Annotated in this window: 17 protein-coding genes and 1 pseudogene; 9 read left to right on the forward strand and 9 right to left on the reverse strand. The window is 58.9% G+C overall.

Annotation, left to right across the window (positions count from 1 at the left end; all coding sequences use genetic code 11):
• The first annotated feature begins 27 nt into the window (after positions 1-27).
• Both HBN79_RS03000 and HBN79_RS03005 read left to right on the forward strand, forming a co-directional pair.
• Positions 28-1557 carry an altronate dehydratase family protein gene (locus tag HBN79_RS03000; RefSeq protein WP_095024710.1) on the forward strand — a complete coding sequence of 510 codons (1530 nt, stop codon included), beginning with the start codon at positions 28-30 and terminating at the stop codon, positions 1555-1557.
• 92 nt (positions 1558-1649) lie between these two features.
• Positions 1650-2360 (forward strand): FadR/GntR family transcriptional regulator, encoded by a 711-nt coding sequence (locus tag HBN79_RS03005; protein WP_095024709.1) that lies wholly within the window; start codon positions 1650-1652, stop codon positions 2358-2360.
• Between the two features lie 80 nt (positions 2361-2440).
• Here the strand turns inward: HBN79_RS03005 and HBN79_RS03010 are convergent, their stop codons facing one another.
• Positions 2441-2746, reverse strand: coding sequence for a hypothetical protein (locus tag HBN79_RS03010; protein WP_169916206.1), 306 nt, complete (start codon positions 2744-2746; stop codon positions 2441-2443).
• Positions 2747-2834: 88 nt separating this feature from the next.
• On the opposite strand from HBN79_RS03010, the gene HBN79_RS03015 reads away from it, so the two are divergent.
• Positions 2835-4199: an MFS transporter gene (locus tag HBN79_RS03015; RefSeq protein WP_169916242.1), complete on the forward strand. Its 1365-nt coding sequence runs from the start codon at positions 2835-2837 to the stop codon at positions 4197-4199.
• A 65-nt stretch (positions 4200-4264) separates the two neighbouring features.
• Here HBN79_RS03015 and HBN79_RS03020 read toward each other — a convergent pair whose 3' ends face one another.
• The 3 genes from HBN79_RS03020 to HBN79_RS03030 form a co-directional block, all read right to left on the reverse strand.
• The gene (locus HBN79_RS03020) at positions 4265-4756 is read right to left on the reverse strand and encodes a GNAT family N-acetyltransferase (RefSeq protein ID WP_130871518.1); all 492 of its coding nucleotides are present in this window, start codon (positions 4754-4756) and stop codon (positions 4265-4267) included.
• Between the two features lie 9 nt (positions 4757-4765).
• Positions 4766-4927, reverse strand: coding sequence for a DUF2986 domain-containing protein (locus HBN79_RS03025; RefSeq protein ID WP_095031598.1), 162 nt, complete (start codon positions 4925-4927; stop codon positions 4766-4768).
• Between the two features lie 259 nt (positions 4928-5186).
• Positions 5187-5771, reverse strand: coding sequence for a flavin reductase family protein (locus HBN79_RS03030; protein WP_095000311.1), 585 nt, complete (start codon positions 5769-5771; stop codon positions 5187-5189).
• Positions 5772-5887: 116 nt separating this feature from the next.
• Here HBN79_RS03030 and HBN79_RS03035 point away from each other — a divergent pair, with 116 nt between their 5' ends.
• The gene (locus HBN79_RS03035) at positions 5888-7099 is read left to right on the forward strand and encodes an MFS transporter (protein WP_169916246.1); all 1212 of its coding nucleotides are present in this window, start codon (positions 5888-5890) and stop codon (positions 7097-7099) included.
• A 29-nt stretch (positions 7100-7128) separates the two neighbouring features.
• Here the strand turns inward: HBN79_RS03035 and HBN79_RS03040 are convergent, their stop codons facing one another.
• The gene (locus HBN79_RS03040; RefSeq protein WP_095000309.1) at positions 7129-8043 is read right to left on the reverse strand and encodes a LysR family transcriptional regulator; all 915 of its coding nucleotides are present in this window, start codon (positions 8041-8043) and stop codon (positions 7129-7131) included.
• A 278-nt stretch (positions 8044-8321) separates the two neighbouring features.
• Here HBN79_RS03040 and HBN79_RS03045 point away from each other — a divergent pair, with 278 nt between their 5' ends.
• The 4 genes from HBN79_RS03045 (at position 8322) to HBN79_RS03060 (ending at position 15167) form a co-directional block, all read left to right on the forward strand.
• A complete protein-coding gene (locus HBN79_RS03045) occupies positions 8322-9344 on the forward strand; it encodes a zinc-dependent alcohol dehydrogenase family protein (protein ID WP_095017976.1) in 1023 nt (340 codons plus the stop codon).
• 308 nt (positions 9345-9652) lie between these two features.
• Positions 9653-11116 carry a hypothetical protein gene (locus tag HBN79_RS03050; RefSeq protein ID WP_169916248.1) on the forward strand — a complete coding sequence of 488 codons (1464 nt, stop codon included), beginning with the start codon at positions 9653-9655 and terminating at the stop codon, positions 11114-11116.
• A 152-nt stretch (positions 11117-11268) separates the two neighbouring features.
• Positions 11269-12918, forward strand: coding sequence for a VRR-NUC domain-containing protein (locus HBN79_RS03055; protein ID WP_095017974.1), 1650 nt, complete (start codon positions 11269-11271; stop codon positions 12916-12918).
• Positions 12915-15167 carry an ATP-dependent DNA helicase gene (locus tag HBN79_RS03060; protein WP_130871514.1) on the forward strand — a complete coding sequence of 751 codons (2253 nt, stop codon included), beginning with the start codon at positions 12915-12917 and terminating at the stop codon, positions 15165-15167. Before HBN79_RS03055 ends, HBN79_RS03060 begins: the two co-directional genes overlap by 4 nt.
• Before the next feature lie 61 nt (positions 15168-15228).
• Here HBN79_RS03060 and HBN79_RS03065 read toward each other — a convergent pair whose 3' ends face one another.
• Together HBN79_RS03065 and HBN79_RS03070 are read right to left on the reverse strand one after the other, a co-directional pair.
• Entirely contained in the window at positions 15229-15504 is a 276-nt protein-coding gene (locus HBN79_RS03065; protein WP_169916250.1) for a peptidylprolyl isomerase, read from the reverse strand.
• Between the two features lie 72 nt (positions 15505-15576).
• Positions 15577-16428 (reverse strand): annotated as a pseudogene (locus HBN79_RS03070) (ATP-binding protein); the annotation flags it as partial.
• A 282-nt stretch (positions 16429-16710) separates the two neighbouring features.
• Between HBN79_RS03070 and HBN79_RS03075 the strand changes: the two are divergent.
• Positions 16711-18012, forward strand: a complete 1302-nt coding sequence (locus HBN79_RS03075) for an OprD family porin (RefSeq protein ID WP_169916253.1) — start codon at positions 16711-16713, stop codon at positions 18010-18012.
• 118 nt (positions 18013-18130) lie between these two features.
• On the opposite strand, the gene HBN79_RS03080 is transcribed toward HBN79_RS03075, so the two are convergent.
• Complete coding sequence (locus HBN79_RS03080) at positions 18131-19069, reverse strand: carbohydrate kinase (protein WP_095000302.1); 939 nt, start codon at positions 19067-19069, stop codon at positions 18131-18133.
• Between the two features lie 5 nt (positions 19070-19074).
• Entirely contained in the window at positions 19075-20568 is a 1494-nt protein-coding gene (gene xylB, locus HBN79_RS03085) for a xylulokinase (RefSeq protein ID WP_169916254.1), read from the reverse strand.
• Positions 20569-20690: the final 122 nt, after the last annotated feature.

Here is a 20690-nt window from a genome sequence, read left to right on the forward strand (position 1 = left end):
GCGCACCCTAACCGTTGAGGAACCAGCATGAAAATGAGCAACCCTGGATTACTTGTACTGACTGGCGGTGATGATGTGGCGGTGGCGCGCGGCGACATTGCCAAGGGTCAGCAACTGTTTGCCGATGGCCTGAGCGTGACTGCGCTGGCCGATATCCCTGCGGGGCACAAAATCGCCCTGCGTGCCGTTGCCCAAGGGCAGTTGGTGCGCAAATACGGGCAGTCCATCGGCCAGGCGAGTGCAGCCCTGCACCCTGGTGATCATGTTCACGTGCACAACCTGCAGATGCCGCAGACCAGCTCGAACCACACGCTGGCCAACGTGTACCAACCCACCGTCCAGGATGGCGGCGGTGCCCGCTTTGCCGGGTATGTCCGTGCAGACGGGCGTGTCGGTACGCGCAACTACATCGGGGTGATTTCCAGCGTCAACTGCTCGGCAACCGTATGCAAACAGATTGCCGCGGCATTTGATGCGGGCTACCTGCGCGACTATCCCAATGTGGACGGCGTAGTGGCAATCACCCATGACAGCGGCTGCGGTATGGGCGCCAAGGGCGAGGGCATCGAGATTCTCAAGCGCACCCTGCGTGGCTATGCCGATCATGTCAATTTCGCCGGTGTACTGGTGATCGGCCTGGGCTGTGAAGTCAATCAACTGGCCCCGCTCATGGAACAATTGGCCGAGCGCAACGCGGTGCTCAAAGCAGGCCTGGTGATCCAGGACGCCGGCGGTACCCGCGAAACGGTGCAACGCGGCAAAGAGCTGGTCAACGCCATGCTCGATCAGGTCAACAGCCAGCAACGCAGCAGCGTGTCGGCCAGCCACCTCACCGTAGGCCTGCAATGCGGTGGCTCGGACGGTTATTCGGGGATTACCGCCAACCCGGCGCTGGGTGCGGCGGTCGACCTGTTGGTGCGCCACGGCGGTACCGCCATTCTCTCCGAAACACCGGAGATCTATGGGGCAGAGCATCTGCTGACGGCCCGCGCAGCGTCAGCGCAGATTGCCGACAAACTGATGGGCCGTATCCACTGGTGGGAGGCCTATGTACGCCAGCATGACGGCGACATGAACAACAACCCTTCACCGGGCAACAAGGCCGGAGGCATAACCACCATCCTCGAGAAGTCCCTGGGTGCAGTGGCCAAGGCGGGGTCTACCGGCTTGATGGCGGTCTATGAATATGGCGAGACAGTCCAGCGAAAAGGTCTGGTGTTTATGGACACGCCCGGCTATGACCCGGTGTCTGCCACTGGCCAGGTGGCGGGTGGTGCGAATCTGATCTGCTTTACCACTGGTCGTGGTTCTACCTATGGCTGTAAACCTACGCCATCGCTGAAAGTTGCCACTAATACCCGCCTGTTTGAGCGCATGGCGCTGGACATGGATTTCAATGCCGGAACGATTGTCGATGGCGAGGAATCGGTGGTCGAGGCGGGCGCACGCCTGTTCGCACTGATGCTCACAACCGCGTCAGGCGGCAAAACCTGCAGCGAGGAAAACGGTCTTGGCGACAACGAATTTGTGCCCTGGCAAATTGGCGCGGTGATGTAACACCCACACGTCCAAGGGCTGGCTCCAAGCTTTGTGCAGCGCACCCGGGCCTGTGTGGTAGCCTTTGGCATCATTTTTTGGACGCTGCCTCGATGGTCTCCACCTTTGCTCCTTCAGAGCGCAAGCTCTATCAGAAAATCGCCGACCGATTGCGCGACTACATCGTCCAGGGTGACTTCAAGGTGGGCTCGCGCCTGCCTCCCGAGCGCGATTTGACCCAGTTGCTGGGCGTCTCGCGCCCGTCGTTGCGCGAGGCCCTGATTGCCCTGGAAATCGAAGGCAGCATCGAGATCAGAATGGGCTCGGGGGTCTATGTGGCTGCCCGACCGAGCGAAGGCGGCGCCCGTACCGGCACTCATGGCGAGAGCCCGACTGAACTGATGCAGGCCCGCGCGCTGATCGAGGGCGCAGCGGTGGTGCTGGCCTGTATGCACGGGAAAAAGAGCGACTTCCGCTACCTGAAGGAGTGCATTGATGCCATGCGCGCGAGCATCGAAGCGAACCGTCCGCCGCTGGAAGACGACCGAAAGTTTCATCATCGCCTGGCAAAGATGACCGGCAATGGTGCGTTGGTGCGCATCATTACTGCGCTGTTCGATGAGCGTCACAGCCCGATTTCTGCGCAGTTGAGCGAGCGTTCGGAAAACCACGGCACCTGGGATGCCGCGGTGGTCGAGCACGAGGCCATTTTGCAGGCCCTGGAAGGCAAGGATGTGATCGCTGCCCAGACTGCCATGCGCCAGCATTTGCTGTGTTCCCAGGCGCGCTGGCTGGGGACGCTGGAAGCCCGGACAGGGGATTAGAGACAGACCGCAAAGCCGTGTAGAACCCTGGCGCGCAGTTTTACTGAAACACCGCAAAGCTCTTCAGCGGCTACAACGTCTTAGTCCGGTAATGCATAGGCAATGATGTAGTCACCCACATCAGGCGAGTGGCTCATGCCGCCCGCCGAGATAAGCACATATTGCTTGCCCGTGGCCGGCGACTTGTAGATCAACGAACGGCGCTGCAACCGCACCCACCGGAAAACGTGCCTTCCACACTTGCTCACCAGTTTCTGCGTATTGAGATCAATCGCACTCATGCTGCCGAACGTTCGGATGTTTTTTGGGATAAATCCACAGGCCTGAGAAACATTGTTGGTAAAGCGGCAATAATCCGGTGTGGCTACAAGGTTATCGACGAACATGAAATTTCGTCCGAGTGCGCAATCGGCCACAGAAAATATCCTCTGCAGGCCTTAATCTTGACGTTTTTGTCGTATACGCGGATTGCCCATGTCTTCAGTTGTCGATGGTTTGCCCAGTAACAAACGTCTGCCTGCCGTGATCGCGATCTCCCTGGGGATTGGCATGGCGACCCTCGATACCGCCATCATCAACACCGCCTTGCCAACCCTGGCCGAAGGCATCGGCACTGACTCCGCCTCGGTAATCTGGGTAGTCAACGCCTACCAACTGGCGACCATTGCCGCGGTGTTGCCGTTTGCTTCCCTCAGTGACGTGTTGGGCCATCGCCGGGTGTTTCTCGGCGGCCTGCTGGTGTTTATCCTGGCCTCCCTGTTCTGCGGGCTGGCGTGGTCGCTGCCCACGCTGACTGCCGCGCGGGTGGTGCAAGGGCTGGGCGCGGCGGCGATCATGAGTGTGAATATCGCGCTGTTGCGCCACATCTATCCGGCAAAAATTCTGGGCAGGGGGCTGGGCTATAACTCGCTGGTGGTGGGGCTGGCCTTCACTCTGGGGCCAACGGCTGCATCGGCCATCCTGTCGGTGACGACCTGGCATTGGCTGTACCTGATCAATGTACCGTTGGGACTGCTGGCCGTTGTACTGGGCTTGCGCTCGCTGCCGGAAATTCCCAGAAGCGGAGACGCGTTTGACCGGCTGGCCGCAATTTTGTGTGCCGGGCTGTTTGCCTTGCTGGTGCTGGGGCTGGGTTCGGCGGTACATGGCGCCGAGGGCGATTTAAGCCTGGGGCTGATCGGCGTGGCGCTGGTGTGCGGGGTATGGCTGATGCGCCGTCAGGCTGCGCATCCGGCACCGATGCTGGCGATTGATCTGTTCAAGCGGCCACTGTTTGCCTTGTCCTCTCTGACCGCGATCTGTGCGTTCAGCGCCCAGGGGTTGGCGTTTGTTTCGCTGCCTTTTCTGTTGCAGACGGCGCTTGGCCACAGCCAGGTGGCTACCGGTTTTTTGATGACGCCGTGGCCCGCGGTGGTGGCGATCATGGCGCTGATTGCCGGGCGTCTGGCGGACCGCGTATCGCTGGCACTGCTGTGCGGCATCGGCCTGTTGATGTTGAGCGCAGGCATGGCAGCGCTGGCGTTATTGAACGAAGGCGCTTCGACCTTTGATATTGGCTGGCGCATGGCGTTGTGTGGCGCCGGTTTCGGGTTTTTTCAGTCGCCCAACCTCAAGGCGATCATGACCAGTGCGCCGCTGGCCCGCAGTGGTGGAGCCAGCGGCATAGTCGCCACGTCGCGGTTGCTGGGGCAGACACTGGGCGCGTCACTGGTGGCGCTGTGCTTTCACTTGTCTGCGGTCAGCGGCCCGTACCATGCATTGTGGCTGGGCTGCGCTTTTGCCCTGGCGGGTGCGTTGGCCAGTGGCCTGCGTTTGATGCAGCAGCCCGGACAGGCTTGAGGTGCGGGAGAGTCAAAAGTAGGACTCTCGCGGTGGGCTATTGATCCGGCAAGCTTTCTCAGCCGTCAGAGCGCCATTACCATTTCATGCCAGGCCATGCCGCCATGCCCGGAGGGCGATGGCTGGACGTACTGATAGTCCATGCGGGTATAGAGAGGTACATGCTGTTCTTTGCACATCAGATGGATCGAGTGCTTGCCCTGGTTGCTCATCTGTCTGACAAACTCATTCATGAGCAGCCTGGCAAAGCCCTTGCCCTGGTGTGCGGGGGCAACCACTACGGACATGATTACCACATTGGGTGCAACAGGGTCGTGGCCGATCAGCTCCTTGAAAGCCTCATCCGACATCACGACGTTGTAGGCACAGCCGCTATTGATAAACCCGACGATTTCCGCAGCCTGCTCAAGCACAAGAAACCCTTGGGGATACTGGGCGATTCGCGTTCGGATCTTCTCCAGGGTGGCGGCTTCATCGCCTTCATAGGCCGAAACCTCGATCTGATAGCAGGATTCGGCATCCTGGGGCGTTGCCTGCCTGAAGAGGGGCTCGGGCATGACCATGGCTTAATCCCCGGTGGTTGTTGTGGTGTCCTGCTCCGATTGCTCGGCCAGCTTCAGGCGGTCAGCCTTGCTGATGTACGGATTCTTGTTCTTCGGGGCCAGCTTGGCGTTGGCCTTCTTGGCATTGGCCTTCAATATCTGGTTGATTTTTTTACGACGGTTCATGGTTGTTACCCGGTTTGTAAGTTGTTGAACGGTGTCAGCTTGAAAAAAATAGCCAGGCTCATGCTGTTGCAGAGAGTGGAGCGGTCTGCGGCTTCCCATGCGGGAGCCGTGATGGGCTGGCTGGAGTAGGTGAATGTTACACGGTTAGTTGTGGCATTGAATTGATGATTGGCAGCGTGCTAGCACACGCTTGCCTTGTTCATCTGTGTGCAGGGCAAAGAGGACTGCAGAATATTGCCCGCAACGACAGGAAGCGCCTCTACAGATTGCTCTCATCCACATCCAGCGCCTGGCCGATAGCGTAGTAATGTCCTCCGGCGATGTAATGCAGGCTGCGCAAGGTCGGGTCGGCCGTTTCAAAGTGCCAGTGACCTTCGCTGAAAACGCGAGTGTCGGCCCAGGCCCCAACCACTTCCCCGATAAACAGGTCGTAAGTTTGTTGGTTGTGCGGTTCGGGGATCAACTTGCAGGCCAGCCAGGCTGAGCAACCTTCAACAAATGGCAGGTCATGGCCAGGCATCTCGAACAGTTGCACCGCGCAATGCTCGAGTTTGTCCGGGTCATCGACCAGGCTGACGCTGCCGACCAGGCTGGTCAGCCTGATTTGGGCTACGGTAGGTACCTGGATCACAAAGACCCCGCTGTTTTCCACCAAGGCGCGGGTTTTCACGTTTTTATCCAGCACCACGGTCAACTTGGGCGGGTCGAAGTCCAGGGCGCATGCCCAGGCTGCTGCCATGACATTCTGCACCCCTGCATGGCGGGACGAGACTAGAATCGTCGGGCCGTGGTTAAGCAGTCGGTAGGCTTTGTCCAGAGGGACGGCTGCAATATGTTCGTGCATTGTGGCTCCGCAATCGGGCAGTTTTAAAGTGCGGTCAAGGCCGCCGGCTTTGACTTATCGCCAGAAGGATACGACGCTGGATTCTTTATCTGAAGCGTCTTTGAACAGGAATAACCATGGCCAACCCTTACCGCGAACTTCTGGCAATACCTGGCGTCATGGGGTTGGTGGTGGCAAGTTCGATTGCCCGTTTGCCGCAGGCAATGATCGGCATCGGCATCATCACCATGCTGGTGCAGCAAACAGGGCTTTACTGGCTGGCCGGGGCGGTGGCCGGAACCTTTACCCTGGCCAATGCCCTGGTGGGGCCGCAGATATCAAAACGCGTCGACCGGCTGGGCCAGCGCCGGGTGCTGCCGGTGTTCACCGCATTCAGCATCGCCATGCTGCTGGCGTTGATCACCGCAGCACATCTGCGTGCCGACGCACCGTTGCTGTTTGTCCTGGCGGCACTGGCAGGCACCATGCCAAGCATGCCGGCCATGACCAGGGCGCGCTGGACCCAGCTTTTTCGCGGCAAGTCGCTGCTGCATACCGCGTTTTCCCTGGATACCGTGCTGACTGAAATGGCCTTTATCCTGGGGCCGCCCCTGGCGATTGGCCTGAGCACCGGGCTGTTTGCCGAAGCCGGGCCCCTGGCGGTGGCCGTATTGCTGGCGGTGGGCGTTACGGCGTTTGTGATGCAGCGCCAGACTGAGCCACAGATCATCAAGTCGACCAGCACTCATACAGGCTCGACCTGGCGTCTTGCGGGCCTGCCTACCATTGTCCTGGCCTTGCTGGGCATGGGCGTTATCGGCGGCTCCGTCGATGTGGCCGTGGTTGCCTTTGCCAACGCCCATGACTGGCCGGCATCTGCCAGTTTTATCCTTGCCGCCTATGCTCTGGGGTCATTGATTGCCGGTCTGGCCTTTGGCGCTTTCAGAATTGCCATGCCCATGGCACAGCAATTTTTTATCGGGATTCTGGTCACGGCCATCACTGCGGTATTGCCGATTTTTTCATCCGGTGTCTATGTCCTGGCCCTGTTGCTGTTTGTTTCCGGGGTGTCTTTCGCACCAACCATGGTGATTGTCATGAACCTGGGCACGCTTATATTGCCGCCGCAGCGGGTCACTGAGGGTCTGACCTGGATGTCCACTGGCATCAGCATCGGCGTGGCATTCGGCGGGGTGGTGGCAGGCCTGGTGATCGACGCCTGGGGCGCCCGCGCCGGTTTTGCCGTTCCTATTGTCGCCGGAGCGGTGATGGTGCTGATTGTATTGCTTGGCCTGCGCACGCTGAATGTTGCAGCACAGGCTCAGTCACAGCAGGATTTTGCCAGGTGAGTGGTAATTGCTCCTGCGCCTTGCAGGTGTCAAAGGCTGTCCGGATCTCCGAAAAACATCTGAATCCGTGATCGCAACCAGCGCTCCCCGGGATCGTTGTCCTGGGCGCCGCGCCAGGCCATATGCAGCTCGAAGCTTTGGGTGTCCAGCGGCGGGTCTTCGGCGCGCACGCCACCCGCCGCGGTAAGGGCTTCGGCCGTATAGTCGGGCACGGTGGCGATGATATCGGTTCCTGCCAGCAGGGTGCTCAGGCCATTGAACTGCGGTACGGCGAGCACCACATGACGCTTGCGGCCCATTTTTTCCAGTTCGGTATCGATAAACCCGCTCAGGTCACCGGCGAACGACACCAGTGCGTGGGGGCGTTCGCAGAAGTCGTCCAGGCTCAGGGGGCCGGGCATGGTGTCGGCACGTAACAGTTTGGGACGGCTACGGCGCAGTACTTTGCGCTTGGCGTTGGCAGGCAGGTCGCTGGTGTAGCTGACGCCCACCGAAATCTCGCCCGAGGCCAGCAGTGGCGGCATCAGTATGTAGTTGACGCGGCGGACAACCAGGACGATACCCGGTGCTTCTGCACGCAAGCGCTTGAGCAGCAGCGGCAGCAGGGCGAATTCGACATCGTCCGACAAGCCGATGCGAAACACTGAGGTGCTGGTCGCCGGGTTGAACTCTGAAGCGCGGCTCACCGCCGTGGAAATCGAGTCAAGGGCAGGCGAGAGCAGGGCAAAGATCTCGATCGCCCGGGCAGTCGGCTCCATGCTGCGCCCGGTACGGACAAAAAGCGGATCGTCGAACAGATTGCGCAAGCGTGACAGCGCCGCACTGATGGCCGGCTGGCCCAGAAACAGCTTCTCGGCTGCACGGGTCACACTGCGTTCATGCATCAGGGTTTCAAAGACGATCAGCAGATTCAGATCGACGCGACGCAAGTCGTTACGGTTCATCGGGCAGGCTTCGCAGTCGGTTCAACAGGTAGTGAGGTAACGGATCTTACTGGCAAAACTGTTTTTTCGTCACTCGGTAGATTTTCTTTCTTGCTTGACTGTAGGAGGTTTAACTCCTGTTTATGGTGGTTTCCCCGGTTTTTCAGGGCTTCTGCTCGCTGTAAACCTGTCGGCGGATCAATGCCAGGCATGTCGACTATTAATGCTGTCTGTTAGTCTTGCGCACAAAGCCCGGATAAAGTCCCGTGGTATTAGCGATTAATTAGGCGAGGTTGGTAATGTCGCGCACGATCCGTTTTCACAAGTTTGGTCCGGCCGAGGTGCTCAAGTGCGAAGAGCACGAAGTCGCCGCGCCTGCTCCCGGCGAAGTGCAGGTCCGTGTTCAAGCCATTGGCATCAGCTGGTATGACGTGCTCTGGCGGCAGAACCTGGCCCCCAGCCACGCCCGTTTGCCTGCGGGTATCGGCCATGAAATGGCAGGTATCGTCACCGCCGTCGGTGCCGGGGTTGATGATCTGGCGATTGGTGACAAGGTCGCCAGCTTTCCGGGCCAGAGCGCCAATGACTACCCGACCTATGGCGAGCTGATTTTGATGCCACGCTCCACGCTGACCCGCTACCCGGACGTATTGTCTGCGGTAGAGGCCAGCGTACATTACACACCGCTGTTGATCGCCTATTTCGCATATGTCGATCTGGCCCAGGTCAAGCCCGGGCAGACCGTACTGATCACCGATGCCAGCCATTGCGCCGGTCCTTCGTTCGTGCAGTTGGGCAAGGCGATGGGCCTGAAGGTGATTGCTGCGACCAAGGACGCCAGTGAGCGCGAGTGCCTGCTGGCACTGGGTGCCGACAAGGTGATTGTCACCGAAGAGCAGGACTTGCTGATGCAGATCAACAAGATCACCGACAACAAGGGCGTGGATGTGGTGCTCGATGGTCTGGGTGGCCCGCAAATGTCAGTGCTGGGTGATGTCCTGGCGCCTCGTGGCAGCCTTGTTCTGTATGGTTTGCAAGGCGGTAACCAGACAGGGTTTCCGGGCTGTGCGTGCTTTCAGAAGAACATCAAGTTCTTCGTGCACTGCATCGGTAACTTCACTGGCAAGCCCGAGCTGGGTATCGCACAGGACGAAGAGGCGATGAAACGTGCCTTGCGTGATATCAACCAGCTAACTGCTGACCGGGTGCTCACACCGCTGGAGATCAAGGTGTTCCCTTTTGAGGACTTTGTAGAAGCCCATCGTTATATGGATGGTTGTCCGTGCCGGGGGCGAGTTGCTTTGCAAGTGTCAGCGACCTGAAGCCTGACAAGGCTGCGCAAAACTTCCCGTCTCATAAACGCGGCCCTGAACATAGTGTTCAGGGCCGCGTTTTTTTTGTGTCTGGCCCCAGCGGACTTTTGGATTGCTTTATCCAGAAAGAAAGTGCGACTGAAGAACATGTCATAAGAGTGCAGCATAATAAAGTATGTATTCTATTGAGTGGTTTTTGTAGGTTTGTTCCTGTGCGTATGTGCGTCTCGTCTCTTCCGGGTCCAAGAGTTGCAGTAAATCTGGGCGCGTCTAATTGGGCGTGCTGATAATAAGAAGCTCGATCCGGAGGATAATCCATGAACAACTTTCATGAACAGGCCATGGGCTTTGTGTATCAACAAGTTCTGCATCGGCTTCTGGGGTGTTTCAGTCGTCCCGAGCGCATTGCATTGCAGTTGTTGATTCAATGTTTATTAGTGGCGGCCGGTGGCGTGGAGCGCATAGGGAATTACCGGGTAATGGTGGTTCATGAGGGCGGCAAGGAGTGTGCCTATACATTGGCTTTTTTACGCGCCGCACAACTGAGTATTGCCGGGCGCTCGCCAGAGACGTTCAAGTTGCGCATTGCGATACTGCGCCAGCCACGCATGACCGCCAATGTGATGGAGCGAATTCAGACCCAGTGCAACGAGTTGTTTATCTATGAAGATATGCGTGTCGAGTTATTGATTGTCGATGAGCAGAGTACAACCAGGCTGCATAAACAGACGGTTTTCGAGAGCCTGCCTTCGGTGATGAATCGTACTCAGGTGCTGATGTCAGGACACCTGACCCAAGGCGACGCCAGAGCGACATTCTTTTATTCCGACCTGCTGGCCCTGGCCAAGCTGTACCGTCAGGCATGCAGATGGGGCGCCAGGGTGGACGCCCTGATTGACCGGCGCCCGCCCAGCCATCTGGGGCAATACGTGACGTGGATCCAGCAGGTTGCAGAGCAGCACGGGCATGCACCGCCGGGTGATGACCATGAAAGTTTTGAAAACGCAGTCAAGTTGTGCAGCAAGCTGGATGATGACTATAAAGAGTTCTTGAAATTGCCTCCCGCGTATCGGGGTGAGTTTTCTGCAATCAGTGGCGGCAGCAATGATATTGACGTGATCAATATTTTTGATTGTTTATGCCACGAAGCGGACGTGTTGAGTTCTCAGGTGCTGATGTTTGTGGAGGGGCCATGGAATATAAAAATGCTGGACATTGAAGAGCCGCAAGCGGCGGTCGTGTTAGTGGCTGCCCACCTCCAGGGTTTGCGTGGCACTTACCAGTACGGGGTGGAATACAGTGTCGGTGCGGATGCTTACTTGCGCCGTGCATCGCTGGAAAATCAGTGCAATGAACGGTTTAAAGGTCAATTGATAAAGAGGCTCGGCGCTTCGTTCAATACACCGAAACGAATTAGAAAGTTGCACGGTGTCGCCACTCAGTACCTGGGTGAACTGCACGGTGTCAATAATGAACAGTTGGGCTGCTTTATATGTTCGCCTTTTGTTAATAAAGCCGATGACCTGGAGTCCTTTCTACAAAACTGCTACCCCGAAAAATTGCAATACATCCACGAGTTTCGACGGGTACTGATGGACCCGGACAGCACTTCGCAGGTCGATATCGCCTGGCTGGAGTCTGTAAGCGGACTGCCCCTTGCATCGTTGCAAGCGCTTTATCACATGGAAAAAACAGACGTGAGAACAAGCAACACCCTGATTGCCACATTGTGCGCTCACGACCCAAGCAAAAAACCCTGGCACCCAGTACTTGCGGGCTAAGGCAGGTGGTTTGGGGGCGGGTGAGTACCACCCCGGCCTGCTGGCGGGGACCCGGCGAACGCACCGCTCATCCAATAGCATTTGCCAGAGCCCCGGGCAAACTGATATCTGTACGCATATCCAGTATTCATGCTCAGTGGTTAGTTCTGCCTGTGATTTCCAATCCCCTCGAAGACCCGTTTTACTACCTGAAAAACTTCCGGCATGTGCTTGACTGGATCGCTGCCCGTTATGAAGACGTGCTGACTGTCGACGAGCAACGGTTTATCGCAGGTTTTGCCCAATTACCCGGCCCCTCGCAAGCGCTGTGGGTGCGCATGATCATGCGCAAGGGCGATCACTTCCGGGCCGGCAGGCTCAATTACCCGGAAATCGGTGATACCGCGCTGGCGGCGGCCCCCTTGCTGGCCCTTGGCTGGCTGGATAATCAGGCGCCCTTGGCCTTGGCCGACGTGTTTGATGTACTGCAAAAAGCGGAAATCCTGGCCTGTTTCAGTGCCCGTATCACGCAACCCAAGGGTAAAAAAACGGACTGGTTCGAGCAACTGGCTGCCGACTTTACCCAGCGCCAACCCCTTTCCCAATGGCATCCCGGCCTTACCGAGCCGCTTTACACCCTCAACCACCGAGCGCTGTGTGACCGCCTGCGGCTGATGTTTTTTGGCAACCTGGGGCAGAGCTGGTCCGATCTGGTACTGGCCGACCTCGGCCTGTTTACCTATGAGAAGGTCGATTTCAGCCACGAGTCCCGTGCTCTGGGGTGCCGGGCCGATATAGAGGGCTATTTGCAGCTCCATGCCTGTCGCGAGCAATTTGAGCTCAGTGGCGATGCCGCTGCCGTGCTGCAACAGGTGCTCGACTACCAGGCAGGCAACCGCTGGCTGCAACGGCGCCGCGGGCGCTTGTTGTTTCAGCTGGGTCAGCATCTGGAGCGGGCAGGGGATCTGACGCGGGCACTGGAGGTCTATCAGCACAGCCTGCACCCCGAGGCACGCCAGCGCAGCATTCGCGTGCTCGAACGTCAGGCGCACTATGCACCGGCATTGCAGCTGGCCGAAGACGCGCAACAGGCCCCACTGACCGATGCCGAGCTTCAGCATCTGCGACGAATCATCCCGCGCTTGCGCCGCAAGCTGGGCTTGGCGCCATTGCCCGTGGCCCAGGCAATGCCACCCGACCGGCTCGACCTGAGCCTGCCACGGGTCGAAGCGGCCAGTGTCGAGCTAATGGCTGCCGCGCACTTGCACAGCGCTGCAGCGCCTGTGCATTACGTGGAAAACACCCTGGTTAACGGGCTCTTCGGTCTGCTGTGTTGGCCGGCGATTTTCGCACCCTTGCCGGGCGCCTTTTTTCACCCGTATCAGAGTGGTCCGGCAGACATGCTGGAAGATGATTTCTATCAGCAGCGTGCCGACAGGTTCGAGGCTTGCCTGGCGCAGCTCGATGATGGCCGTTACCTGACCACTATCCGCGACACCTATGCTGCCAAATTTGGCGTGCAGTCTAACTTCGTGGCCTGGAATCACCTGAATCAGAACCTGCTGGAAGAGGCATTACGGTGTTTGCCCCCTGCGCACTTGAAACTTTGGTTTCGGCGTCTGTTGCTGGATATCAGGGCCAATCGCAGCGGTATGCCCGACCTGATCCAGTTTTTTACGGCGCAACACACCTATCGCATGATTGAGGTCAAAGGCCCGGGTGACCGTCTGCAGGACAACCAACTGCGCTGGCTGGCCTTTTGTGAAGAGCACGGGATGCCGGTGACCGTGTGTTATGTGCAATGGCAGGAGCTGCAAGGGTGAATTATCGCGTTGCAGTGCGTGCCTTGTGTGAATTCACCGCCAAGACTGGCGATCTGGACTTGCGATTTACCCCTTCGCCCACGGCGCAGCAGGGCATAGCCGGGCATCGCACGGTTGCATCGCGGCGCAGCCCGGAGTATCAGGCGGAGCTGAGCCTGGAAGGACAGTTCGGCGCCTTGAGCGTACGCGGTCGTGCAGACGGTTATGACCCCGCGGCCAATGTCCTGGAAGAAGTGAAAACCTTTCGCGGCGAATTCACTGCAATACCGGCCAACCACCGTCAACTGCATTGGGCTCAGGCCCGGGTCTATGGCTGGTTATTGTGCCAGAGCCTGCAGTTGCCACAGGTTGACCTGGCGCTGGTGTATTTTGACATTATCAGTGAAAAGGAAACCCGCCTGCAGGAAACCTGGTCAGCATCGGACCTGCAGCAATTTTTCGATCTGCAATGCGGGTTGTTCCTGGCCTGGGCCGAGCAGGAAATGGCCCATCGTGCGGCCAGGAATGCTGCCGCCCGTGCCCTGGCCTTTCCCCATAAGCAGTTTCGAACCGGGCAGCGGACTTTGGCAGAGGCGGTATACAAGACCGTCAGCACCGGGCGCTGCCTGATGGCCCAGGCACCTACCGGGATCGGCAAAACCATCGGTACCCTGTTTCCGTTGCTCAAGGCCATGCCCGGCCAGCAGCTCGACAAGCTGCTGTTTCTGACGGCCAAGACGCCGGGGCGCAAACTCGCCCTCGATGCGATGCAGGTGCTTTTTCCCGAAGGGCAGGACGCTCCGTTGCGGGTGCTGGAGCTGGTGGCGCGAGACAAGGCCTGTGAATACCCGCAAAACGCCTGCAATGGTGACTCTTGCCCTCTGGCCAGAGGCTTCTACGATCGTTTACCCGCTGCGCGAAGGGCTGCGATTGGCCAAACCCCCCTCGATCAGAAGAGCCTGCGCAATGTCGCGTTGGAGCACGAGGTCTGTCCTTATTACCTGAGTCAGGAGATGGCGCGCTGGGCTGATCTGGTGATTGCCGATTACAACTATTACTTCGACTTCAGTGCCTTGCTTTATGGTCTGGCCCAGGCCAACCAATGGCGGGTCGGGACCCTGGTGGATGAAGCCCATAACCTGGTCGAGCGGGCGCGCGGGATGTACAGCGCAAGCCTCGATCAGCAGACCCTCAACAGCGTACGGCACACGGCTCCGGCACCGCTGGACAAACCCTTCAAACGCCTTGACCGCGAATGGAGTGCCCTGCACAAGGCGCAGGCGGGCCCCTATCAGGCATACCCGCAACTGCCAGCCAAATGGCTGAATGCCTTGTCTTCCTGCATCACCGCCATAGGCGATTACCTCAACGATCACCCCCATGGGCTGGCGGGAAACCTGCAGGCGTTCTACTTCGAAGCCTTGCAGTTCAATCGGGTGGCGGAGTTGTTCGATGACAATTTCCTGTTCGACGTCAGCCTGGTTGAAGGCGGCAAGCGGCGCCTCTCGCAACTCAATCTGCGCAACATTGTGCCTGCCGGTTTTATCGGCCCGCGTCTGGCGAGTGCTCACAGCAATGTGCTGTTTTCCGCCACCCTCAGCCCGCAGACCTATTACGCCAATCTGTTGGGCTTGCCGGAGGATGCGCTATGGATGGATGTCGAATCGCCATTTGGCGCCGAGCAACTGGACGTGCAGGTGGTGAGCCGCATATCCACCCGTTTTGTCCATCGTCAGGCTTCGCTGGAGCCGATTGTGGAGCTGATTGCCAGGCAGTTCGGCCAGCGTCCGGGCAACTATCTGGCGTTTTTCAGCAGTTTTGATTATATGCAACAGGTTGCCGAACTACTGGCCGAGCGCCATCCGTCGATATCACGGTGGCTGCAGGCACGACGAATGGACGAAGCAGCACGTCAGGACTTTCTCGACCAGTTCACCCTGACCAGTCAGGGCGTCGGTTTTGCCGTGCTGGGCGGCGCATTCGGTGAAGGCATTGATTTGCCTGGCGCGCGGCTGATCGGTGCTTTTGTCGCCACCCTCGGTCTGGCCCAGTTGAATCCGGTCAATGAACAGATCAAACAGCGCATGGCGGCACGGTTTGGCGCCGGTTATGACTACACCTACCTTTATCCGGGTGTGCAGAAAGTGGTGCAGGCAGCCGGCCGGGTAATTCGCACCCAGAGCGATCAGGGGACGCTGTTTCTGATTGATGACCGTTTTGCCGAGCCGAAGGTGCAGCAACTGCTGCCGCGCTGGTGGCGACTGCAGTGACCGAAATCTCGAGTACCCCAAACCCTGTCTTCGAGGGTGCCGTCAGAGGGCAGGGGGCTGTTCAGTCGCGGTAAAAGACTTGCACCAAGTGATAGCCGAACTTGCTCTTGACCGGGCCATGCACCACCCGCAGCGGTTTTTTGAAGATGATCTGGTCAATGATGCCAACCATCTGCCCGGGCCTCACTTCGCCCAGATCGCCGCCGCGTTTGCCTGACGGGCAGGTGGAGAATTTTTCCGCCAGCACATCGAAGGCTTCGCCTTTGGCGATGCGTTGTTTGAGCGATTCGGCCTCTTCGGCTGTTTTCACCAAAATATGGCGGGCTTGAGCTTTCATGTGATCTGTACCTTGGAACAGTGGGGCATAGTGCGCGGTCGCGGATTATGCCTGAGTTTTCGCCTCCGGGTGATGATGGCGCGGCAGGTACAAGCACACACGGGTGCCGCATCCGCTCAGGCTGTTGATGCTGACATGCCCGCCGGACTGCTGGGTAAAGCCGTAAATCATCGATAGCCCAAGCCCGGTTCCCTGGCCCACGGGCTTGGTGGTGAAAAACGGGTCAAAGGCCCTGGCGAGGACCCGCGGGCTCATACCGGTGCCGTTGTCACTAACCTCGAGCATGACGTAATCCCCGGAGCTGACTGATTCCAGAGTGCCGAGATCGCTGGCATTGAGGTAATGATTGGCGGTTTTGACTACCAGGGTGCCACCGTCGGGCATCGCATCCCGGGCATTGATCATCAGATTGAGCAGGGCACTTTCGAGCTGGCCGCTGTCAGTATTGACCGGCCAGATGTTTTGCCCCAGTTCCAGGATCAGGTCGATATTCGCGCCTTTGCTGCTGCTGAACAATTCCTGCAGTGATTTCACCAGCTGATTGGGGTCCAGCGGCTTGCGATCCAGCGACTGGCGACGGGAGAACGTCAGCAAGCGGTTGGTCAGCGCGGCGGCGCGCTGCGCAGAGTTGACGGCGGCATCGGCAAAACGCTCGACCTCATCAATACGGCCTGCCGCGATGTAGCGTTTCATCAGGTCCAGGCTGGCGATAATGCCAGTGAGCATATTATTGAAATCATGGGCGATGCCGCCCGTCAATTGCCCTACCGCCTCCATTTTTTGCCCGTGGCGCAGGGCTTCCTCAGCACGGGCCCGCTCCTGTATCTCGAGCTGCAATTGCATATTGGCCTCGGCCAATGCCCGGGTACGCTCGGCCACACGCTCCTCAAGGGTTTCGTTAAGCTCAAGCAAAGCTTGTTCGGTGGCGCTGGCCTGCAAGCGTTGGTGGCGCCTTGAACTCTTGATTGGCATGGTAGGTCCTGAATTTGAATCTGTAAGTCGGTCTGTTTAAGGCCGCATACCGGTACAAGGCTGTCAGCCTTGCTGCAAAGCCCGGTCTTGACCGTGCGACTAAGGTCGAATGAGGCTCCAGCTTAGCCTTTCGTACAATTGCGCCCCTTTTTTTGATTGAGGACGCTCACTTTGTATCCGAGCGTGTCTTCGGTCGTTTTCACCCTGCCAATGATTGGCTGCTGGAGCTTGTACATGGTTCATCCTTTTTCATTGTTGGCGCATCGCCGGGTAGCACACTTGGGCGCGCTGGCAGTGTGTGCCGGCTTTGCCGCACCGTCACAGGCCGGCGGCTTTTTTGAAGACAGCAGCGCCAGACTGGAAGCACGTACGGTGTACTTCAATCGCGATTTTCGCGATGGTAGCAGCTCAAACCCCCAGGGCGCCTCCAAGCGCGATGAAACGGCGCAAGGGTTTATCCTCAATCTGCAATCGGGCTATACCGAGGGCACCGTCGGTTTTGGCCTGGATGCACTGGGCATGCTGGGCCTGAAGCTGGATTCCAGCCCGGCCGACAGCAATAGTGGCCTGCTGCCTTCGACCGGCAGCGACCCGCGTCGTTCCAAGGATCAGTACGCCAAATTTGGCCTCACGGCGAAAATGCGCGTATCCGACACCGTGCTCAAATACGGCGCGCTGCTGCCTGATCTGCCGTTGCTCAAATACAATGATGGCCGTTTACTGCCAAACATGTTCAATGGCGCCATGCTGGTATCCCAGGAAATCAGGGATCTCAAGTTCATGGCCTCGCGCCTTGACCGTTATACCGCCCGGGACTCCACCGACTCCCAGGACCTGCGCCTGAACTGCAAAAACAAGCGTTATGGCTGCAATATCACCGCTGATCACTTCAGCATGTATGGTCTGGACTACAAGGTTAACGAGCATCTGACTGCGCAATACCACTACGGTGAATTGCAGGAGATCTATCGCCAGCAGTTTGTCGGTTTGCAGGCCAATCAACCGGTCGGTCCTGGTGTGTTGTCCGCCGATGTGCGCTTGCTGAAAAGTGATGACTCGGGTTCGGCCAAAGCTGGCACTATCGACAACCGCGCATTGGGCGCCATGCTCGGCTATGCACTGGGCGGGCACAAGATCAGTGCTGGCTGGCAGCGCATGAACGGCGATACTTCAATGCCGTACCTGGATGGCAGCAACCCGTATCTGGTCAACTACCTGCAGGTCAACGACTTTGCCAACGCTCAGGAGCGTTCCTGGCAACTGCGTTACGATTACGACTTCAAAGCCATCGGCATCGACGGTCTGTCGTTCCTGACCCGCTATGTCAATGGCGACCATATCAAGGTGGTGGGCAGCAGCGAAGAGGGCAAGGAGTGGGAGCGTGACAGCGAGCTGAAATACATCGTGCAAAGCGGTACGTTCAAGGACGTCAGCCTGCGCTTGCGTAATGCCACCTACCGCACCAACTACTCCCAGTTTGCCCGTGACGTGGATGAGACCCGTTTGATCGTCAGCTATAACCTGTCGATCTGGTAAGTGCTGTAGCCGCTGAGGAGCGCAGCGAGGCGGCGATGGGTTGCGCAGCGACCCTGAAATATTGAAGGTCCTGCGGCCCTTATCGCAGCCTCGTTGTGCTCCTCAGCGGCTACAAGGGTTACAGCAGCTGTTCGCGGTAGGGCAGGTCCGGGCCGGTTTTACTGCAGGTCAGGGCTGCGGCACGGCTGGCGAAGTCGAGCAGGGCGTCCAGTTGCACCGCACTCAGGCCCTGTATGCCTTCGATCGAGTCCAGCCCATGCCCGGTCAACCATGCAATCACTGCGGCCTGGAAGGTATCCCCCGCGCCCACGGTATCGGCTACCTCCACCAGGCTGGCGGGCACCGAACGCTGGCCATGTTCGCGACTGAACACACTGGCGCCCTGGCTGCCCCGGGTCAAAAACACCAGTTGGCAACGATGGTTGAGCCATGACCGGGCAATCTCCTGCGCGTCCTGTCCGGGGTACAGCAGCTCCAGGTCTTCATCACTGACCTTGATCACATCGGCATAGGGGATCAGTTCCTTGATCCGCTGACGCCAGCGCTCGATATCCGGCTCGGGATTAAGGCGCACATTGGGGTCAAGGCTGATCAGCCGTTGCCCGCTCTCGCGCTTGACCAGTGCCAGCAACGTATCGCCCACCGGCTGCACCACCAACGAAAAAGACCCCACATGCACACCCCGCACCTCGGGCCCCAGCAGCGGCAGGTGATGGGCGTGCAATTGCCGGTCGGCGCAGCCTTCACCGCGAAAGCTGTAGGCGGGCGAGCCGTTGGCATCCAGTGCGACCATGGCCAGCGTGGTGGGCGCGTCCAGATCATGCAGGTATCGCGTGCTCACGCCCTCATTGACCAGCACCTGTTTCAGCCGCTGGCCCAGGTAGTCGGTCGACAGCCCGGCAAACAGTGCGGTGTCGACGCCCAGGCGGCGCAGGCCCACCGCCACGTTGAAGGGTGAACCGCCAGCAATGGCCTTGAAGTCCACCTGGCCCGTCGGCGTACTCTCAGGCGACCGGGCAAAAAAATCGAATAAGGCTTCTCCGCATACCAGATACATAACATTTACTCGGTTAAGGCTGCGACCTGTAGTCGGTAGCGTTGATAGAAGTGTTCGTAGGCCCGGACGTTATCGGCCTCGGGCCGGGTTTCACCCGCAGGATCCAGGCGCACGCAACGCCGGCACAGATCAGCCAGTGTCGGTGAGTCAGCAGCCACACACCAGGCAGCCTGAATTGCAGCCCCCAGTGCGGCTGCTTCGCTCTGCTCAGGGCAGACTACCGGGGTGGCCATGATATCGGCCACCAACTGGCGCCACAGGGGGCTTTTTGAACCGCCGCCTACCAGGCGGATGACGTGGCTTTGCAGGCCGTTGCGGCGCAGCAGATCGAGGCCATAGCGCAAACCATAGGTGGTGCCTTCAATGGCTGCGCGGCACAGATTGGCCTGGGTCATGTTGGTCAGTGTAAGGCCCTGAAAATTGCCGGTGGCATCGGGCAGGGCAGGCACCCGCTCGCCGTTGAGGAAGGGCAGCAGACTGACACCGTCTGCGCCTGCGGGTGCCTGCCTGGCCATCTGGTTGAAACCCTCCACAGACAAGCCGAACAGCTCGCGCACGGCACCGGTGACATTGGTCAGGTTCAGGGTACAGATCAGCGGCAGCCAGCCGTCGGTGCTCGAGCAGAAGTTGGCCACTGAGGCCTCGGGGCGGGCCTGTGGCTGCGGGTCAAAGGCATACACCGTACCCGACGAGCCCAGGCTCATGGTGATGATTCCGGGTTCGATATTGCCGGTGCCGATGGCTGCCATCATATTGTCGCCGCCCCCGCTGGATACCACGGCATCGGGGTTCAGTCCCAGCAGCTGCGCGATAAGCGGGCGGATACGCCCGACCGGTTGGCGGGGCTCGATCAGCTCGGGCAGCGCCTGCTCCAGATGGCCGTCGGGATCGATATGATGCAACAGTTCGCGATCCCACTGGCGAGTGCGCACGTTGAAATAACCGGTGCCGGACGCATCACCGTATTCGCTGCAGCAGCGTCCGGTCAGCCAGAAATTCAGGTAGTCATGGGGTAACAGGATATGGGCAGTGCGTGCCAAAATCTGAGGATGATGGTGTTTTGTCCAGAGCAGCTTGGAGACCGTGTAGCCTGGCGCGATCACCAGGCCCAGCCGCTCCAGGGAGCCGGTTTCGCCGCCCAGCCATTCTAACAGTTGGTTGTTTTCGCCAGTTGACTCGGTGTCACACCACAATTTGGCCGGGCGCAATACATCGCCTTGGCTATCGAGCAGCACCAGTCCGTGTTGTTGTGCGGACACGCCTATGCCCTGAATCTGCTGGCCGCTGATGCCGGCTTGGGTCAGGGCCTGGCGGGTGGCGTGTTGCAATGCATCCAGCCATTGCCCGGGATCCTGCTCGCGCCGCCCCTGTGCGCCCTGGATTAACGTGTGTGGGGCGCTGCCCAGCCCGAGCACCTGGCCGGACTCGCTGTCGAGGATCAGGGCCTTGGTGCCCTGGGTGCCGCAATCGATGCCCAGGTATAAGTGGGTTGTGCTCATGGGAACCTGCTCTTAGCCAGATCAAAAGCCTCTAACAGACCCTTTCCGCAGGGATAAGGGACTGATCGGGGATAACGGTGCACTTGCGACTGCTCAATTCAGCACCCTCTGTCAGAGAGGGC

This window comes from Pseudomonas sp. WS 5051 (assembly GCF_012985715.1).
Classification (GTDB): Bacteria; Pseudomonadota; Gammaproteobacteria; order Pseudomonadales; family Pseudomonadaceae; genus Aquipseudomonas; species Aquipseudomonas bubulae.

What these genes read in the sequence shown, in the direction of transcription:
- HBN79_RS03075 (WP_169916253.1), top strand. Translation starts at nt 16,711, where the DNA reads ATGGTTCATCCTTTTTCATTGTTGGCGCATCGCCGGGTAGCACACTTG.
- HBN79_RS03005 (WP_095024709.1), top strand. Translation starts at nt 1,650, where the DNA reads ATGGTCTCCACCTTTGCTCCTTCAGAGCGCAAGCTCTATCAGAAAATC.
- HBN79_RS03020 (WP_130871518.1), bottom strand. Translation starts at nt 4,756, where the DNA reads ATGCCCGAGCCCCTCTTCAGGCAGGCAACGCCCCAGGATGCCGAATCC.
- HBN79_RS03040 (WP_095000309.1), bottom strand. Translation starts at nt 8,043, where the DNA reads ATGAACCGTAACGACTTGCGTCGCGTCGATCTGAATCTGCTGATCGTC.
- xylB (WP_169916254.1), bottom strand. Translation starts at nt 20,568, where the DNA reads ATGAGCACAACCCACTTATACCTGGGCATCGATTGCGGCACCCAGGGC.
- HBN79_RS03065 (WP_169916250.1), bottom strand. Translation starts at nt 15,504, where the DNA reads ATGAAAGCTCAAGCCCGCCATATTTTGGTGAAAACAGCCGAAGAGGCC.
- HBN79_RS03050 (WP_169916248.1), top strand. Translation starts at nt 9,653, where the DNA reads ATGAACAACTTTCATGAACAGGCCATGGGCTTTGTGTATCAACAAGTT.
- HBN79_RS03025 (WP_095031598.1), bottom strand. Translation starts at nt 4,927, where the DNA reads ATGAACCGTCGTAAAAAAATCAACCAGATATTGAAGGCCAATGCCAAG.
- HBN79_RS03010 (WP_169916206.1), bottom strand. Translation starts at nt 2,746, where the DNA reads ATGTTCGTCGATAACCTTGTAGCCACACCGGATTATTGCCGCTTTACC.
- HBN79_RS03000 (WP_095024710.1), top strand. Translation starts at nt 28, where the DNA reads ATGAAAATGAGCAACCCTGGATTACTTGTACTGACTGGCGGTGATGAT.
- HBN79_RS03045 (WP_095017976.1), top strand. Translation starts at nt 8,322, where the DNA reads ATGTCGCGCACGATCCGTTTTCACAAGTTTGGTCCGGCCGAGGTGCTC.
- HBN79_RS03015 (WP_169916242.1), top strand. Translation starts at nt 2,835, where the DNA reads ATGTCTTCAGTTGTCGATGGTTTGCCCAGTAACAAACGTCTGCCTGCC.
- HBN79_RS03080 (WP_095000302.1), bottom strand. Translation starts at nt 19,069, where the DNA reads ATGTATCTGGTATGCGGAGAAGCCTTATTCGATTTTTTTGCCCGGTCG.
- HBN79_RS03035 (WP_169916246.1), top strand. Translation starts at nt 5,888, where the DNA reads ATGGCCAACCCTTACCGCGAACTTCTGGCAATACCTGGCGTCATGGGG.
- HBN79_RS03030 (WP_095000311.1), bottom strand. Translation starts at nt 5,771, where the DNA reads ATGCACGAACATATTGCAGCCGTCCCTCTGGACAAAGCCTACCGACTG.